Annotated in this window: 12 protein-coding genes, 1 pseudogene and 1 riboswitch; of the genes and pseudogenes, 2 read left to right on the top strand and 11 right to left on the bottom strand. The window is 71.1% G+C overall.

Going from position 1 to position 16,285, the window contains the following annotated elements:
* Window positions 1–254 precede the first annotated feature (254 nt).
* Together OHS82_RS01965 and uvrA are read left to right on the top strand one after the other, a co-directional pair.
* Window positions 255–1,199, top strand: a complete 945-nt coding sequence (locus tag OHS82_RS01965) for a hypothetical protein (RefSeq protein WP_328433106.1) — start codon at window positions 255–257, stop codon at window positions 1,197–1,199.
* A gap of 406 nt (window positions 1,200–1,605) precedes the next feature.
* Window positions 1,606–4,074 carry an excinuclease ABC subunit UvrA gene (gene uvrA, locus OHS82_RS01960; RefSeq protein ID WP_057575041.1) on the top strand — a complete coding sequence of 823 codons (2,469 nt, stop codon included), beginning with the start codon at window positions 1,606–1,608 and terminating at the stop codon, window positions 4,072–4,074.
* An 18-nt stretch (window positions 4,075–4,092) separates the two neighbouring features.
* Here uvrA and OHS82_RS01955 read toward each other — a convergent pair.
* The 11 genes and pseudogenes from OHS82_RS01955 to OHS82_RS01905 form a co-directional block, all read right to left on the bottom strand.
* Window positions 4,093–4,341 (bottom strand): annotated as a pseudogene (locus OHS82_RS01955) (ISAzo13-like element transposase-related protein); the annotation flags it as partial.
* Window positions 4,342–4,678: 337 nt separating this feature from the next.
* On the bottom strand, window positions 4,679–5,749 hold the full coding sequence (locus tag OHS82_RS01950) for an LLM class flavin-dependent oxidoreductase (RefSeq protein WP_057575043.1): 1,071 nt from the start codon (window positions 5,747–5,749) through the stop codon (window positions 4,679–4,681).
* Between the two features lie 13 nt (window positions 5,750–5,762).
* Window positions 5,763–7,409 carry an ABC transporter ATP-binding protein gene (locus OHS82_RS01945; RefSeq protein WP_328433105.1) on the bottom strand — a complete coding sequence of 549 codons (1,647 nt, stop codon included), beginning with the start codon at window positions 7,407–7,409 and terminating at the stop codon, window positions 5,763–5,765.
* A gap of 26 nt (window positions 7,410–7,435) precedes the next feature.
* Entirely contained in the window at window positions 7,436–8,359 is a 924-nt protein-coding gene (locus OHS82_RS01940; protein ID WP_057575044.1) for an ABC transporter permease, read from the bottom strand.
* Entirely contained in the window at window positions 8,356–9,315 is a 960-nt protein-coding gene (locus OHS82_RS01935) for an ABC transporter permease (protein ID WP_057575045.1), read from the bottom strand. The genes OHS82_RS01940 and OHS82_RS01935 overlap by 4 nt, the downstream gene beginning before the upstream one ends.
* Before the next feature lie 3 nt (window positions 9,316–9,318).
* Window positions 9,319–10,938, bottom strand: a complete 1,620-nt coding sequence (locus OHS82_RS01930) for an ABC transporter substrate-binding protein (protein WP_328433104.1) — start codon at window positions 10,936–10,938, stop codon at window positions 9,319–9,321.
* A 301-nt stretch (window positions 10,939–11,239) separates the two neighbouring features.
* A complete protein-coding gene (locus OHS82_RS01925; protein ID WP_328433103.1) occupies window positions 11,240–11,356 on the bottom strand; it encodes a putative leader peptide in 117 nt (38 codons plus the stop codon).
* Window positions 11,357–11,391: 35 nt separating this feature from the next.
* Window positions 11,392–11,506, bottom strand: a riboswitch (SAM riboswitch).
* Window positions 11,507–11,594: 88 nt separating this feature from the next.
* Window positions 11,595–12,419, bottom strand: coding sequence for a DUF1684 domain-containing protein (locus tag OHS82_RS01920; protein ID WP_057575047.1), 825 nt, complete (start codon window positions 12,417–12,419; stop codon window positions 11,595–11,597).
* Window positions 12,420–12,488: 69 nt separating this feature from the next.
* Window positions 12,489–13,409 carry an LLM class F420-dependent oxidoreductase gene (locus OHS82_RS01915; protein WP_328433102.1) on the bottom strand — a complete coding sequence of 307 codons (921 nt, stop codon included), beginning with the start codon at window positions 13,407–13,409 and terminating at the stop codon, window positions 12,489–12,491.
* A 104-nt stretch (window positions 13,410–13,513) separates the two neighbouring features.
* Window positions 13,514–14,914, bottom strand: a complete 1,401-nt coding sequence (locus OHS82_RS01910) for an NtaA/DmoA family FMN-dependent monooxygenase (protein WP_057575048.1) — start codon at window positions 14,912–14,914, stop codon at window positions 13,514–13,516.
* The gene (locus tag OHS82_RS01905) at window positions 14,911–16,023 is read right to left on the bottom strand and encodes an LLM class flavin-dependent oxidoreductase (protein WP_057575049.1); all 1,113 of its coding nucleotides are present in this window, start codon (window positions 16,021–16,023) and stop codon (window positions 14,911–14,913) included. The genes OHS82_RS01910 and OHS82_RS01905 overlap by 4 nt, the downstream gene beginning before the upstream one ends.
* Window positions 16,024–16,285: the final 262 nt, after the last annotated feature.

Below are 16,285 nucleotides of genomic sequence, written 5' to 3'. Positions count from 1 at the left end.
GCCTCCCGGGCATCCTGAGGGCACGTGCGCTCGCGGGGGCAGCCGACGAGAAGGGTCCAGTCATGCGCGTGTCGCCTCAGGGCGTTACGGTCGTAGCTCTCCTGGCGGATCCGGACGCGCCCACGGAAATCGCGCACCGCATGACCCGGACGCTTTCCACGCGGCTCGCCGACAAGTCGGGCCCGGGACGCCGGTTCGCCGTCGAGGTGGTCAGTGAGCCCTTCACCGCGGGGACGGAGGACCTGCCCACCTTGATGCGCCGGATCGTGGACCGTGCAGGAGCCGAGAACTGGGACATCGTCGTGGCTCTCACCGACCTTCCGCTGCATTTGCACGGGCAGAAGCTCGTCGTGGATCTGAGTCACGAACACGGCTTGGCCCTGCTGTCTCTTCCTACGCTGGGGTGCCTGCGGCTGCAGACGAGGGCCCGGCGGGTGGTGGAAGAAGCCGTGCTCGGCCTGGCGGCTTCGCCGGCGACCGGGGCAGAAGGAACTCCGCAGGGTCAGCCGCCGCTCCTGGGACGCTTCGTCAGCCGTCTCGCGCCGGTTCACCCGGGCCCGGTCGGTGAGGAGGACACCGCTGATCTTCGGTACGTCCTCAGCGGGCCGCGGGGATACCTGAGGGTGCTGGTCGGCATGGTCCGCGCAAACCGGCCGTGGCGCTTGGTGCCGGGCTTGTCGAAAGCCCTGGCGGCCGCACTCGCCACGGGTGCGGTCGCCACCGTGAACTCCACCGTCTGGAGCCTGGCCGAGGCCCTGAGCGCGCCGCGCCTCGTGATCGCAACGGTCGGATCCGTCGCGCTCATGATCGGCTGGCTGATCGTGGACGCGCAGCTGTGGCATCGATCGGCGGAGGTCTCGAGGGAGGCGAGGCAGAGAGCGAGGCTCTACAACGCCTCGACCGTTCTGACCGTGGGAATCGGGGTGATCGTGTGCTATGCGGGTCTGATGGTCGTCAACCTGCTCTGGGCGCTCTTCATCCTCAACGACCAGGTGTTCGCTTCCATGACACGGACTCCGCTGGACTCGACGGATTACTGGACGTTGTCCTGGTTCGTCGCTTCGGTCGCCACGGTGGGCGGCGCACTGGGATCAGGTCTGGAGAGCGACGAGGCGATCCGGGCAGCCGCCTACTCCAAGCGCGAACAGGAGCGTCGCCACATGCTCCAAGACGACGAGGACGACCGGTTGGAGGCCTGAGAGCCCGGTGGTGCGGCGCGAGGCGCAACTGCAGAAGCGGGCTCTGGAGGACCTCGCGACGGCCGTCAGCCGCACACCGCTGGAACGGGACATGGGCTCTGCTCGTGAGGAGCAGAGGGTGCGGGCGGCCATGGCGGCGGAAGGTGACGGAACAGGACCCGAGCCCCGGGGCGGGTGACGGATCAGGCCCCGTGCACCCGGGCGGGTGACGGCGCTGGCGGCGAGGGGCGTCGCGTCTCCCGGAGAGCAGCCTCGGGCCTGCCCGGCGGGGCGAGCTGCGCAGCCCGCGGCTTCGCGCACCCGGACCGCGAGGGTTTCCGCGCCGAGACGTCATCGCGCTCGTGTGAGCGGCCTCGGCGACTGCGCCTGTCGCGCGGCTCCCGGCGCGATCAGGTAATCAGGAAGGGTGAACAAGGACGCGACCGACCCCTTCGTGCATGTCCGGGGCGCCGGTGAGAACAACCTGCGGAACATCGACGTCGACGTTCCACGGGACGCGATGGTCGCCTTCACCGGCGTCTCCGGTTCGGGCAAGTCCTCGCTCGCGTTCGGCACGCTCTACGCAGAGGCCCAGCGGCGCTACTTCGAGTCCGTGGCACCGTACGCCCGAAGGCTGTTGCAACAGGTCGGCGCACCGCACGTGCAGGAAATCACCGGACTGCCACCCGCCGTGGCCCTGCAGCAGCGACGCGGGTCGCCCAGCTCGCGCTCGACGGTCGGCACCATCACCACGCTGTCCAATCTGCTGCGCATGCTGTACTCCCGTGCCGGCACCTATCCGCCCGGTGCCGCACGGCTGGAAGCCGAGTCGTTCTCACCCAACACCGCGGCCGGCGCCTGCCCGGAGTGCCACGGACTGGGCGTCGTGCACGACGTCGCCGAGGAGCTGCTCGTCCCGGACGCCTCGCTGAGCATTCGCGAGGGGGCGATCGCCGCCTGGCCGGGCGCCTGGCAGGGCGCCAACCTGCGCAGTGTCGTGAGCGGCCTGGGGATCGACATCGACCGACCGTGGCGCAGGCTCAGGAAGAAGGACCGGGACTGGCTGCTGTACACGGACGAGCAGCCCTCCGTGTACATCGAGCCGGAGGAGGACCGCGTCGACTACGGCTACCAGGGCAGGTTCTGGAGCGCCCGCAAGCACGTCAGGCACGTCCTCGCCGACTCCAAGAGCGAGAAGATGCGCGAACGGGCGCTGCGGTTCGTGAGGAGTGTGCCCTGCCCCGAGTGTCACGGCAGCGGACTGCGGCCCGAGGCGCTCGGCGTGACCTTCGCCGGACGCTCCATCGCCGAGATCAACGCGATGCCGCTCACCGCGGTCGTGGCGCTGCTGCGGCCCGTCGCGGGGCGGTCCGGGGCCGACGCCACCACGTCGACCGCCCGATCCGGGGAGACGACCGAGGTCGCGGTCCGGATCTGCGGCGATCTGGTCGCGCGGGTCGACGTACTGCTCGACCTGGGCCTCGGATATCTCAGCCTCGGGCGCCGCTCGACGACCCTGTCGCCCGGCGAGGCGCAGCGCCTGCGGATCGCCACCCAGCTGCGCTCGGGGCTGTTCGGCGTCGTCTACGTCCTCGACGAACCCTCCGCAGGCCTGCACCCGGCTGACGCGGAACCGCTGCTGGACGTGCTGGACCGCCTCAAGGCGGCGGGCAACTCGCTGTTCGTCGTGGAGCACGACATGGACGTCGTACGGCGGGCGGACTGGGTGGTCGACATCGGCCCCGGCGCTGGCGAGGGCGGCGGACGCGTGCTGTACAGCGGCCCGGTCGCCGGTCTCGAGCGGGTGGCGGAGTCGGCCACGAGCCAGTACCTGTTCGGGCGCGCTCGGCCGCTCGATCACCGCCCGCGCACACCGCACGGCTGGCTGCGCCTGCGCGGCGTCTCCCGCCACAATCTGCACGACGTGTCCGTCGACGTACCGCTATGCGTACTGACGGCGGTGACGGGCGTGTCCGGTTCCGGAAAGTCGACGCTGGTGACGCAGGTGCTCGCCGAGGTCGTCCGCGGCCACCTCGGACTCGTACCCGAGGAGCCCGACGAGGCGCAGCTGGAGGTCGACGTCCAGGACGCGTCGGGGGTCGAGTCGTTCGACCGGCTGGTCCGGGTCGACCAACGGCCCATCGGCCGAACTCCCCGGTCCAACCTGGCCACGTACACGGGGATGTTCGACGCGGTGCGCAAGCTGTACGCGGCGACGGACGAGGCCAGGGCGCGCGGCTACTCGGCCGGCCGGTTCTCCTTCAACGTGGCCGAGGGGCGGTGCGAGACCTGCCAGGGCGAAGGGTTCGTCGCGGTGGAACTGCTGTTCCTGCCCGGCACCTATGCACCGTGCCCGACCTGCGAGGGCGCCCGGTACAACGCCGAGACGCTTGAAGTCACCTACCGCGGCAAGAACATCGCGGAAGTACTGGCGCTGCCCGTCGACGTCGCCGCCGAGTTCCTGTCCGCCGTCCCGGCCGCCTCCCGCAGTCTGGAGACGTTGCGCGAGGTGGGACTGGGGTACCTGCGGCTGGGCCAGCCCGCGACGGAACTCAGCGGCGGTGAGGCGCAACGCATCAAACTGGCCACCGAACTGCAGCGAGCCCGCCGCGGGCACGCGCTCTACCTGCTCGACGAGCCGACGGCGGGGCTGCACCCCTCGGACATCGCGCTGCTGCTGCGACAGCTGCACCGGCTCGTCGACGCCGGCAACACGGTCGTTCTCGTCGAGCACGACCTGGACACGATCGCTACCGCCGACTGGGTCATCGACCTCGGGCCGGGCGGCGGCGACGCGGGCGGGCGGGTGGTCGTGGCGGGCCCGCCGGCCAAGGTGGCGAGGTCTCGCCGCAGCGCCACCGCGCCCTATCTCGCGGCGCGGCTCGCGCGCTCCTGACGACGGCGCGAGGGGCTGGGTCCTGGCGTTGCTCTGCAGGCTGAAGCCCTCCTCGCGCAGCAGGTCGCCCACCGTGTCCGCGGAGATCCTGTGGCCGTGGGGGGGGAGCTGCTCGGCGAGTCTGGGGGTGGATTCGGTGGTCCAGCGTCGCGACATGGGATCTCCGCGGACGTCGGGTTCGACCAGTGCGAGGAGCGCCTCCCGAACGGCCGGGTTGAGGTGGACGACGCGTTTGCGGCCGCCGCCGGCCTGCGGCGCAGGACGTCGTGGTGCGGGGCGGCCGACTCCGAGTGAAGAACGAGCCCACGCACGGGGAGACGTACCGGCGGACACTGGCCCGCAACGACCGCACCCACCTGGAAGCGGACGGCTCCTTCCCGCCGCCGACGGGCCCCGAGCGGCACTCCTTCCACCGGCCCGATCCACCGGGCACCGAGCTTGACGAGCTACCGGTAGGCCAATGTCGAGAGCCTCCGTGTGCGCGTGCTGTCGTCCCTCGGTCCGGCCCGGGGGCGCTCGAAGGACGACGTCCTCATCCAGCTGTCCGGGGCGGAGCGGAGCGGTCGGCAAGGGCCGATCGTGCACCTTGAGCCGGACCGCGAGCTCAGGGACAGGACTCACCGGCCCGGCTCCTGACCCTCGGGGAAGCGGGGCGCCAGCCCAACTCGGGTGCGATCAGATGCCGGACGTCGTGCAGGATCTGTTCGTACTCCTCGCGATGGAACTCGTAGGGCAGCTCCAGGCGCAGCTCCGACACCTGCGCGAGGACGGGATCGGCCGCCAACCGCTCCAGGATCTGCTCCGTGGTGCCGACGACGTCCGGGGCGAACAGGAACCGTTTCGGGCCCGGCGCCGCCAGGGTCTGCGGCTTCAGGGTGCGTTCGTGTCGAGTGGCCGCGTAGTCCCGGTAGCGGGCCCGGGTGAACGCGTCGGCGCTGTCGAGCGGCACGATCACCCGCCCGAGCGCTACGCGCGCCGCTGTCCGGTCGTCGCCCAGGTTGCGCCGGTACTCGGAGAGCAGGTTCAGCTGGGCGGTGGTGAAGTCGTCGGAGTCATCGCCGGTGACGATGTTGCCGGACAGCAGGTTGAGTCCGTTCCCGGCGGCCCAGCGGACCGAGCGCAGGCTGCCTCCGCCGTACCAGATCCGCTCCACCAGGCCGGGGTTGTGCGGCTGCAGCCGTGGCCGCTGGACGTTGCCAGGCGAGTGGATCACCGTGTCCGGGCCGCCGAGATAGTCGCCGCGCAGGTTGTCGACGAGGCGGGCGATCCGGCCGTACGACAGGTCGAAGCTGCGCCAGTCGCCGTCGTACACCAGGTCGCCGAGCAGGTCGGCGTGCGGCATGCCGGTGCTGAAGCCGACCTGGAGGCGGCCGCGGGACAGGGCATCGGCAAGCGCCAGGTCTTCGGCCAGACGGAACGGGCTCTCGTAGCCGATCGGGATGACCGCGGTGCCCAGCTCGATCCGCTCGGTGCGCTGACCGGCCGCGGCGAGGAAGACGGCAGCCGAGCCGACGCCGTGTTCGAGGTGGCGCTGGCGGATCCAGGCGCCGTCGTAGCCGAGCCGTTCGCCGTACTCGAAGAGTTGGAGTGTCTCCTCCAGGCCGGTGTACGGGTCGTCGTCGGCGAAGTTGCCCGGGGTGAGAAATGCCAGCGAGGTGATGGTGGGTGTGCTCATGCGACCGTGGTCCTCAACTCGTGATGGTCTCGGCGGCGGGGGGCGGGACGCGGCTGCCGGGAATGGCCGCAAGCAGCTGTCGGGTGTACTCGTGGCGGGGGCGGGTGAACAGTTCCTCCGGCGGGCCTGTCTCGACGACGCGGCCGGCCCGCATGACGGTGACCTGGTGCGCGATCTGACGTACGACGGCCAGGTCGTGCGAGATGAACAGGTACGCCACGCCCGTGTCGGTCTGCAACTCGGCCAGCAGGTCCAGGACTTGGGACTGTACGGACACGTCGAGCGCGGAGACCGGCTCGTCGCAGACCACCAGATCGGGGGAGAGGGCGAGGGCACGGGCGATCGCCACGCGCTGCCGCTGCCCGCCGGACAGTTCCGCCGGGCGGCGCTCCAGCGTCGCGGCCGGAAGGGCCACCCGGGCGAGCAGATCACGGGCGCGGGCGAGCCGGGAGGCGCGGTCGCCGACCTTGAAGGCGCGCAGCGGCTCGGTGATCACCTCGCCGATGGAGAATCGAGGGTCGAGCGAGGCGTAGGGGTTCTGGTAGACCAGCTGGGCGCGGCGGCGCAGCTGCCTGGCCCCGGCGCCGTTGGCGGAGGTGACGTCGGTGCCGTCGAAGAGGATCTGTCCGGCGGTCGCGTCGACGAGTCGGAGCACCAGGCGGGCGGTGGTCGACTTGCCCGACCCCGACTCTCCGACCAGGGCGAGGGTCTGGCCTCGGTGGAGGGTGAAGCTGACGTCGTCGACGGCGCGCAAGGTGCGAGGGCCGTCCCCGGCGCGGGGCAGCCTGAACTCCTTGACCAGGTTGCGCACCTCGACCAGAGGCGCCGTATCCGGCTCGGGGAGGGAGGCCGGGGTGCGGGACCGGGCGGTGGTCAGGCTCGGGGCGCTGGCCAGCAGGTGCCGGGTGTACTCGTCCTGGGGGTTGGCGAGGATGTCGGCGGTCGGGCCCGCCTCGACGACCTTGCCCTCGGACATGACCACCAGGCGCTGTGCCCGGTCGGCGGCGACCCCGAGGTCGTGGGTGACGAGCAGGACCGCGGTGCCCGACTCCTCGGTGAGGCGCTGAAGATGGTCGAGGATGACCCGCTGCACGGTCACGTCGAGCGCGCTGGTGGGCTCGTCGGCGATGATCAGCTCTGGCTTCGCGGCGATGGCGATGGCGATCAGCGCGCGTTGCCGCATTCCGCCGGAGAGTTCGTGCGGGTACTGCCGTGCACGGGTGGCCGCGTCGGGCAGCCCGGCCCGGTCCAGCACGGCGACCGCCTCGGCGTGAGCCGATCGACGGGTCGCGAGACCATGGATGCGCAGCACCTCGGCGATTTGGTCGCCGATCCGCTTGACCGGGTTGAGGGAGACGGTCGGGTCCTGGGGGACCAGCCCGATCCGCGCTCCGCGCACGGTGCGCAACTCCGCCTCCGACAGGGTGGCGAGGTCGTGCCGGCCGAAGCGGATCGTGCCCGCGTCGATATGGCCGCTCGCCGACAGGAGCCGGGTGACGGCGTGCGCGGTGGTGCTCTTGCCGGAGCCGGACTCGCCGACCACCGCCGTCACCTGTCCCGGCCACACGTCGAGGTCCACGCCTCGGACGGCGGCGACCGTGCCACCCCGGGTGCGGTACGACACCGACAGGCCGCGTATCTCCAGCAGTGGTGTGGTCATGTCCTCACCGTTCTCGTGTTCGTCCGTCATCGCTGCCGGGACCATTCGCCGTCCAGCGCCCGGGCGATGCGGTTGGTGGACAGCACGGTCGCGGCGATCGCCAGACCGGGCAGTGCGGTCAGCCACCAGGCGTTGGCGAGGTAGTTGCGGCCGTCGGAGATCAACGTGCCCCACTCCGGGGCCGGCGGGGGAGCGCCGTAGCCGAGGAAGCTCAGGGCCGACACGGCCAGGATGGAGGAGCCGAAGTCGAGGGTGGCCAGCACGATCACCGGGCCCGCCGCGTTGGGCAGCACGTGCCGGCCCAGCACCGAGTACCAGCGGGCCCCGCTCGCCCGCGACGCCTCCACGAACACCGCCTGGCGTACGCGCAGCACTTCCGCGCGCGCCACCCGGGCGAACGAGGCGACGCTGGCGATCCCGACCGCGACCGCCACCTTCACCGTGCCGTATCCCAGCGCGGTGACCAGGGCCAGGGACAGGAACAGCGCGGGGATGGACAGGAGTACGTCGACGAAGCGCATGAGCACGTCGTCCACCCATCGGCCCACGAATCCGGCGACCACCCCGAGCAGACCGCCGACCACGAGCGCCACCAGCACCGCGATCAGCGTGGCCTTCAGGGACAACTGGGCGCCGTGGACGACCCGCGAGAAGACATCGCGGCCCAGCTCGTCGGTGCCGAACCAGTGACTGCCGCTCGGACCGCGGAAGTTCTGCGACGGGACGCCCTGCAACGGGTCCTGCGAGGTGAACAGGTCGGGCCGGAACGAGGCCGGCACAATCAGCACGAGGACGACCACCGACACCAGCAGACCCGGGCGGCGCACCACGAAGCGCAGCAGTCGCCGTACGTCCACGCGGCGTCCCGGTTCCGGCACCGGCCCCGCCCCGACCGGGCGGGCCGGTCCCGGTGCCGCCTCGGCCGGGTCGTCGACAAGGCTCTGGCTCATGCGAGTGCCGCCCTTCTGCCCGAGGCCACCACGATCCGCGGATCCAGGAGTGGATAGACCAGGTCGATGACGAGGTTGGTGGTGACGAAGATCAGCGCCCCGAACACCACCACCCCCTGAACCAGCGGGATGTCCTGGGCCGTGACCGCCGCCGCGGTGACGCGGCCGAGGCCGTCGCGGGAGAACACCGTCTCGACGACCACCGAACCGGCGATCAGCTGCCCCACCAGCAGGCCGACGACCGTCAGCGCCGGCAGGGACGCGTTGCGCAGAGCGTGCCGCAGATGGACCCGCCACCTGCCCGCGCCCTTGGCCCGGGCGGTCTCCACGTACGCCTGGTCCAGTGCGGTGAGCAGGCTTTTGGCGAGCACCTGGGCGACCAGCGCGCCGGTGGGGACCGCCAGCGTGAGGGCGGGGAGCACCAACCCCTTCAGGCCGTCGTTACCGAAGGCCGGGAACCAGTGCAGCCGGAAGGAGAACGTCTCGACGAGCAGCAGCCCCACCCAGAACGTCGGCACCGACACCCCCAGTGGCGGCAGCGACAGCAGGAGCTGCCGCAGCCATCGCTGGGAGGTGTACGTCGCCACCACTGCCAGTCCGCCGCCGAGGAGCACCGCGAGGAGCAGTGCCGCCCCAGTCAGCTGCAGGGTCTGTGGCAGTGCGTCGGCCAGCGTCGAGGTGACCGGTCGGCCGGTGGCGACCGAGTCGCCGAAGTCCCCGCGCACCGCCCTGCCGAGGTACTCGGCGTACTGCACCAGCACCGGCTCGTCGAAGCCGTACTCGTGCCGCAGGGCGGCCAGTCGCTTCGGATCGACCTGTCCCGAGTCCATCCCGGCACTGGCCATCGCCGTGACCGGGTCACCCGGCAGGTAGTCCAGCACCAGGAACGAGACCGTGTAGGCCGCCCACAGCACTCCGACCGCCTGCGCCAGGCGTTTGACGACGTAGCGGCGCATGGGTCAGCCGATCCAGGTGTCGTGCAGCTGGATCCGACTGGAGGCGTCGAAGTTCAGGTCGTGCACCTTCTTCGCCACACCCAGCTGGGTCTGGAGCTCCACCACCGGCGCGTTGTAGGCGTTCTGCACGATCAACTGCTGTGCCTGAACGACCAGTTGCTTACGCTTGGCCGCGTCCGCGGTGGCCGCCTGCGCGGAGAGTGCCGTGTCCAGACTGCCCGCCGGCACGCGGTAGAAGTTGGCCAGCTTGGTGGAGAAGGAGCTGCGCAGGATGTCCGGGTCGGCACGGGTGATGTTGCTCCACGCCGCGTCGTAGTCGCCCGACTGGAGGGTCGGCGCCAGCTGGGTGAGCTGGAGCTGCTTGAGGGTCACCTGTATGCCGACGGCCTTGAGCTGCTGCTGGATCAGCTCCAGTGCGGGCTGGTTGGTGGCCGCGTTGGGGATCCAGTCGATGGTCAGGCTCAGCTTCTTGCCGTCCTTCGCACGGATGCCGTCGCTGCCGGGCTTCCAACCGGCCGAGTCCAGCAGGGACTTCGCCTTGGCCGCGTCGAAGGACAGGTCCGAGGCGAGGTCGGTGTAGTCGGGCGTGGTGTGCGCGAGCACGCTGGTCGCCGCCTGAGTGCCGGTGGGGAATACGGTGTCGGCGATCTGCTGCCGGTCGATGGCGAACAGGATCGCCTGGCGCGCCTTGGCATCCTTGAGGACCGGCCGTGAGTTGTTGAACGCGAGGCCGAACACGACGCCGGGGTTGGCCCGCCGCTGGAGGGTGACCTGACCGCCCCTGAGCGCGGCCTCGTTGGCCCTGCCGACGCTGCTGGTCGCGTCGACCTGGCCGGACTGGAGACTGCCGGCTCGCACCCCCGCTTCCGGTACGACCCTGAAGACCAGCTTGTCCAGGTACGCCTCGCCCTTCTTGGTCCACAGCGAGGAACCCCAGGCGTATCCGGCGCGCTTGGCGAGAGTGAGCGACTGGTTCTGCACGTACTGCTTCAGTACGAAGGGCCCCGACCCGATCACCCCGTCACTGCACTTCTGCTGCGGGGTCTTCTTGACGCTCGCCGACGACTCGATGCCCAGCGAGTGCGTCGAAGTCGCCTGCAGGAACTGGGCGTTGGGCTGGCCGAAGGTCACCTTGACGGTGAGCGGGTCCACCGCGGTGGTGCTCTTGACGCCGCTCAGGTAGCCCTCGGCCAGGGCCCCCAGAGCGCCGAGCTTCGGCACCGCGTCGAAGTTGTCCTTGACCACCTGAGCGGTCAGCTTCGACCCGTCGCTGAAGGTGACGCCCGAGCGTAGATGGAAGGTGAATGTCGTGGTGTCGGAGCTGATGTCCCAGCTCTTCGCCAACCACGGCACGATCTTGCCGGTCCTGGGGTCCTGGTCCGTCAGGGAGTCCACGATCTGGCGCACCGAATAGATGGTCTCGTTGCTGGCGACCTGCTGCGGATCCACGCAGCCGGCGTCCGAGCCCACCGCGAAGGTCAGGGTGCCGCCGGACCCGGGCTGCCCGGTGCCGCTGCCGGCATCGCCGCCACCGGAGCCACAGGCGGTCAGCAGAACACTGGTGGTGACAAGGGCGGCCAGCGCCGCCCACCGGGCGGATCTGACATCGGGAAGTGCATTCACGGAGGGCTTCTCCTACTCGTGTCACCCGGCACGGAAGCCGTACGAGGCATGGCCGGACGTGGGCGTGCGGCCCCGGCCGAGCGACGCCGCCGGTGCCGGGGGAGCGCTGGACAGACAGGGATCAGGGGAAACGGAGCTCAAGAACAGACGGAGCTCAAGAACAGACGGAGCTCAAGAACAGACGGAGCTCAAGAACAGACGGAGCTCACAGACAGACGGAGCTCACAGACAGACGGAGATCAGGCGCAGGCGGGTGCGACGACGGCCGGCGCCGTGCCGCGACCAGCGGCGGGAAGGCCCGTCAGGCCCGACAGAGACAGCTGGCCGAGCGCTTGAGGTCGATGTGGCGCCGACGCGAGAGCCGGGAGAACACGGTGACGCCCGCGAGGCGGGCGCTTGGGGCACCACCGTGCCGCATGTCGGTCCTCCACATGTTCCGGCCCCGGTCACGGGGCCACGCGCTTGCGGAGATCATCGGTGATCCCCGCCGGGCTTTCACCTGGAGCACCCCACCGCGCGGGAGGGTTGCCGGTCAGCGAGCCAGGGCTTGACGCTGACACTCGATGCCGTTCGTGATCGTACGGAGGGTTCTTGTCGTAGGTCAATGCCGGAAAGCGACGCCTTGCAGGGGCAGTTGGACCGGCACCTTGTCGAGCTCAGGAACCGCCGCGCTCGCGGGGGATCTTCAGGCCGGCCTCGACGGACACCGGCAGCCGGTTCTCGGCCGGAGGCAGCGGGCAGGTGGCCAGGTCCGTGTAGGCGCACGGCAGGTTCGCGGCCCGGTTGAAGTCCAGGACGACCGTGCCGTCGGTGGCGGGTGGCTCCAGGGCGAGCGACCGGTTGGCGGCGTAGGTGGTGACTCCGGAGGTCGCGTCGGTGAACAGCACCATCAGCCGGCCCGCACCATGGCCGGGGAACGCGGTCAGGGACAGCTGGCGTCCGTCCAGCTCGAACTCGATCCTGCCCGGAGCGTCGTACACATGCTCAAGACCTTCCACGGCGGCGCCCACGGTGGTCGGTCGTGGCGTGTCGAAGGGGATGTAGCGGCCCGTGACCGCCCAGCGCGGGTCGGGGGCGTAGGCGGGCGTTCCGGTGAAGGCCGTGCGCAGCGGTGCGTCCGGGTGTCGGGGGCGCACGATGTCGTTGCCGCCGCGCTTGGCGACCTCGATGACGGCGTCCCCCCAGACGGCGTCGGCGCCCCCACGCTCGGGAAGGACGCCGAAGCGGTGTTCACCGCGCACCGGCTTTCCGTCGACGACCAGTTCCTCGCCGTCGTCGAGGTCTACGACGACTCCGTCGGGGCCGGTGCGCCACGCACCGGGCGCGTCCGGGAAACGCTGGGGCCGGTCGTCGAGCCAGTGCAGGCCGGTGATCGCCAGGAACCCGTGCGGGTCGGCGAGCCGGGCCTCCTGGGCGCGGTACCACTCCAGCCAACTCTCGGTGAAGGCATGGAAGTCGGTCGCGGTGGCCTCTGTGGTCACGGGTTCTCCTTCGTCACGGGGGTGCAGGGGTGCAGGGGGCCGGTCGGGCCGTCCGCTCTACCGGTGTGCTCAGCGGGCCAGGTCGCCTAGGAGTCGCCAGGTGCGTCGGCGGTGGGCTTCGCCCGCGATCTCGGTGGCCGAGAACACGACCTCGGTGGCGCCGGCGTCGCGGTAACGGCGTACCTCGGCCTCGACGGTCTTCTCGTCCCCGATCACGGCCAGGTCGCCGGCCCGCCGGCCGCCGGAGAGCTCGATGACCCGGGCGTAGGACGGGATCTGTTCGTAGAACGCGAGGTTCTCGGTGGCCGTCGCCCGTACCGCGTCCACGTCGTCGGTGACCACGCCGGGTACCAGGGCCACGATCCTGGGCGCGGGGCGGCCGGCGGCCTCGGCCGCGGCGGTCACGGCGGGCACGATGTGCTCCGCCAGGGCGCGCGGACCCGCCAGGTAGGGCAGGATCCCGTCCGCCAGCTCACCGCTGACCCGCAGCGCCTGCGGCCCCATCGCGGCGACCAGCAAGGGGACGCCGCTCTCGGCACCCGTTACGCGCGCCGAGAGCGGGGTGGTGGCGGTGAGCAGCTCGCCGTGGAAGTCGGCCGTGCCGGTCTCGGTCAACTGCCGCAGGGCGGTGAGGAATTCACGCAGCCGGGCGATGGGGCGTTCGAAGGGCAGGCCGAAGCCCTCCGTCAGCAGTTTCGTGCCCAGGGCCAGACCGAGGTGGTACCGGCCGTGGGTCGCGGCCTGGGCGGTCTGGGCCTGGCTGGAGACCAGCAGCGGGTGGCGGCCGAAGACGGGGATCGCGGAGGTGCCGACCTGCAGTCCGGGCACTTCCCGCCCGACGATCGCCGCGAGCTGGGGTGAGTCCGCACCGAAGGTCTGCCCGAACCAGGCCGACCGCAGGCCGGCGCCGGCGGCCTCCTGGGCCAGTTGCACGGTGGCGTCGACCTGGTTCGGCGCGTCGGACGCGTTGAGCGCTACTCCAACAGTCATGTCAGTCACAACCGGCGTCGGGCGAACCGGCATTCCGGTCCGTGTGTGACAGGTTCTTGTCATTCATGTGTACTCAGTCCTGAGTCGAAGAAGCATCCCGGTGTTCAGCCCGCCTGCCGCCGGTCCCGCGCGGTCCGGTGCGTGAGGGGTCCGCGCAGGCCGAGGTTCTCGCGCAGGGTGGTGCCGGTGTACTCGGTGCGGTAGATGCCGCGTTCCTGCAGTTCCGGGACGAGCAGGTCGACGATGTCGTCGAGGCCGTCGGGGACGAGGAAGGGCGTGACGTTGAAGCCGTCGACCGCGCCGTGCCGCACGAAGTGGGCGAACTTGTCGGCCAGGCCGGACGGAGTGCCGACGTGCCCGCGCTGCGGGCCGAGTGCGATGACGGTCTCGCGCAGCGACCAGCCGTGTGTCTCCGCCTTCGCCCGCCATTCGGCCACGACCGTGCGCGGGTCGGCGATGCGCCGCGCCCCGAAGGAGCCGTCGTTCTCGGCGACGACCGGATCCTCCTCGGGCAGTGGCCCGTCGGCGTCGCGGTCGGACAGGTCGATGCCCCACAGCAGCCCGGCGATCCCCAATGCCGTTGCGGGAGTGACCTGTTGGAACCGTATCCAGCGCTTCTTCTCCTGAGCCTCCTCCTCGGTGGCGCCGATGATGATCTCGGTGCCGGGCAGGATCCTCAGGTCGTCGTCGGGTCGGCCGACGGCGCGCAGGCGGGTGCGGATGTCCTCGGCGAAGGCGAGTGCGTCGTCGAAGTCGTTGCCGTGCGCGGAGAAGATCACGTCGGCGTTGCGGGCGGCGAAGTCGCGTCCCTCACCGGAGTCACCGGCCTGGAAGATCACGGGGTGCCCCTGGGCGCTGCGCGGCAGGGTGGGGGCGAGGTCGACGTCGAACTGCGGTCCGCGGTGCCGTACTCGGTGCAGGGCACCGGGCACCGACCAATGCCGTGCACCTGCGGAGTCGGCGGTTGCTCCGTCCTCCCAGCCGTCCCACAACGCGCGGGCCACGGTGAGGAACTCCTCGGCGCGGCGGTAGCGGTCGGCGTGGTCGAGGTAGCCGCCACGGCGGAAGTTCGCGCCGGTCCAGGCGTTGTCCGTGGTCACCACGTTCCAGCCTGCGCGCCCTTCGGAGAGCAGATCGAGGCCGGAGAGACGGCGGGCGAGGTCGGCGGGCTCGTTGAAGGTGGAGTTGGAGGTGGAGACCAGGCCGATCCGGCGGGTGACCGCGGCCAGTGCCGAGAGCTGGGTGAGGGCGTCCGGCCGTCCGGCCACGTCGAGATCGTGGATCCTGCCGTCGACCTCGCGCAGCCGCAGCCCCTCACCGAGGAAGAACGCGTCGAACAGGCCCCGTTCGGCGGTCTGGGCGACCTTGCGGAAGGAGGCGGGGTCGATCTGGGAGCCGCTGTCGGGGGCGGACCAGACGGTCCAGTGGTTGACGCCTTGGAAAAACACCCCGAAGTGCAGCTGGGCGTGTGGCCGGGGGACGTCGAGGGGATCGGTGCGGGTCATCGGGCGTCCTCCTGGGCGGCCACGGCAGCGGCTGCGGCTGCGAAGCGATTGGCGGGGCGCTCCAGACCCAGGGTCGAGCGCAGGGACGTACCGGGAAGCGGGCGGGCGACGAGGCGCCGCTCGGACAGGGCCGGCAGCACGAGGCGGGAGAGGACGGACAGGTCCTCGTCCAGCACCAGCGGGTGCAGCCGTACGCCGTCGACGTGACGGCTCAACTCATGGAGGAGAGCGATCAGTCGATCGGCCGGTCCGATGTGCCGCAGTCTGCCCTGGTCGGTCCACGGCGCGTGCCGTTCCAGGTCGGCGACCCGCTCCGCGCCGGTCGCGTCCGGCGTGTCCAGCGCCACCTCGACCTCCGCGAAGACGCGCGGCGTACCGGCGGCAGCGGTGGCAGCGGCGACCGACGCGAGGTCGCGGCCTTCGACGAGAGCGACATCGAGCTGTGCGGCGGGAACCCGGCCGGGCCTGGCCAGGACGACGAGCTGCCCCTGCGGCGGGCGCGGCACGATCGCCGGACCCTTGACGGCGTACGTCTCCCCGGTGAAGTCGATGTAGTGGAGCCGTTCACGGTCGAGGTAGCGGCTCGTGGCCACGGACCGGATGACCGCGTCGTCCTCCCACGAGTCCCACAGGGCGCGGGCCACCTCCACACCGTCCCGGGACTCTCGGGCCTGTGCCTCGGCGTCGGCGACCAGGGGCCGCCCCCAGGCGCGGGCCGCCTCGGGACGCTCCTCCTCCGCCACCACCCACCCCGCGCGGCCGGCGGAGACATGGTCCAGGGACGCCAACTGGCTGGAGACATGGAACGGTTCGGCATACGTGACCGGGACGATGGGCGCGATCCCGATGGTGCTCGTGGACGCCGCGACAAAGGCCGCCCGCTCCACCGCGCCGATACGGCCCACGGGATCCGGCGAGGCTCCGGGCGGCAGCACGCCGTCGTCCAGGGTGATCAGGGTGAACCCGGCGTTCTCGGCCACGGCGGCGACCCGGGCCACGCGGCGCGGGGTGAGCAACTGGTCGGGCGAGTGGGCGGCGCGGCGCCAGGCCGCGGGGTGGGCGCCGTCGCCGTCGATCTCGACCGCGAGGTGCAGGGCGGGGCCGGTCAATGGAGTTCCTTCCGGGAAACACGAGGACTCGTGGCCGCAGGGCGAGGCCACGACGAGACGGCTGACGAGACGGCCGGCAGGGGTCAGGCGTGTACGGAAGGACAGGCGGCGGAGGAGGTACGGCAGTAGTCGACATGCCGCCGGGTGATGAGCCGCGCACCGGTGCACGCACCGCGCGGTGCCGCCCCCAGTACGTGCATCAAAGCCTCCGCCTGTCAGGAACTTTCCCCTTCAACGTACGTCGCCCGCCCCTGTGAGTGTC

This window comes from Streptomyces sp. NBC_00425 (genome assembly GCF_036030735.1).
Classification (GTDB): domain Bacteria; phylum Actinomycetota; class Actinomycetes; order Streptomycetales; family Streptomycetaceae; genus Streptomyces.
Note: the sequence above shows the minus strand (reverse complement) of the source record. Positions and strands in the feature narration are given on the sequence as shown.

Excerpts from the sequence above, each read along its gene's own strand:
- OHS82_RS01925 (WP_328433103.1), bottom strand. The coding sequence starts at position 11,356 with ATGCGGCACGGTGGTGCCCCAAGCGCCCGCCTCGCGGGCGTCACCGTG.
- OHS82_RS01965 (WP_328433106.1), top strand. The coding sequence starts at position 255 with ATGCGCCGGATCGTGGACCGTGCAGGAGCCGAGAACTGGGACATCGTC.
- OHS82_RS01940 (WP_057575044.1), bottom strand. The coding sequence starts at position 8,359 with ATGAGCCAGAGCCTTGTCGACGACCCGGCCGAGGCGGCACCGGGACCG.
- OHS82_RS01950 (WP_057575043.1), bottom strand. The coding sequence starts at position 5,749 with ATGAGCACACCCACCATCACCTCGCTGGCATTTCTCACCCCGGGCAAC.
- OHS82_RS01915 (WP_328433102.1), bottom strand. The coding sequence starts at position 13,409 with ATGACTGTTGGAGTAGCGCTCAACGCGTCCGACGCGCCGAACCAGGTC.
- OHS82_RS01935 (WP_057575045.1), bottom strand. The coding sequence starts at position 9,315 with ATGCGCCGCTACGTCGTCAAACGCCTGGCGCAGGCGGTCGGAGTGCTG.
- OHS82_RS01945 (WP_328433105.1), bottom strand. The coding sequence starts at position 7,409 with ATGACCACACCACTGCTGGAGATACGCGGCCTGTCGGTGTCGTACCGC.
- OHS82_RS01910 (WP_057575048.1), bottom strand. The coding sequence starts at position 14,914 with ATGACCCGCACCGATCCCCTCGACGTCCCCCGGCCACACGCCCAGCTG.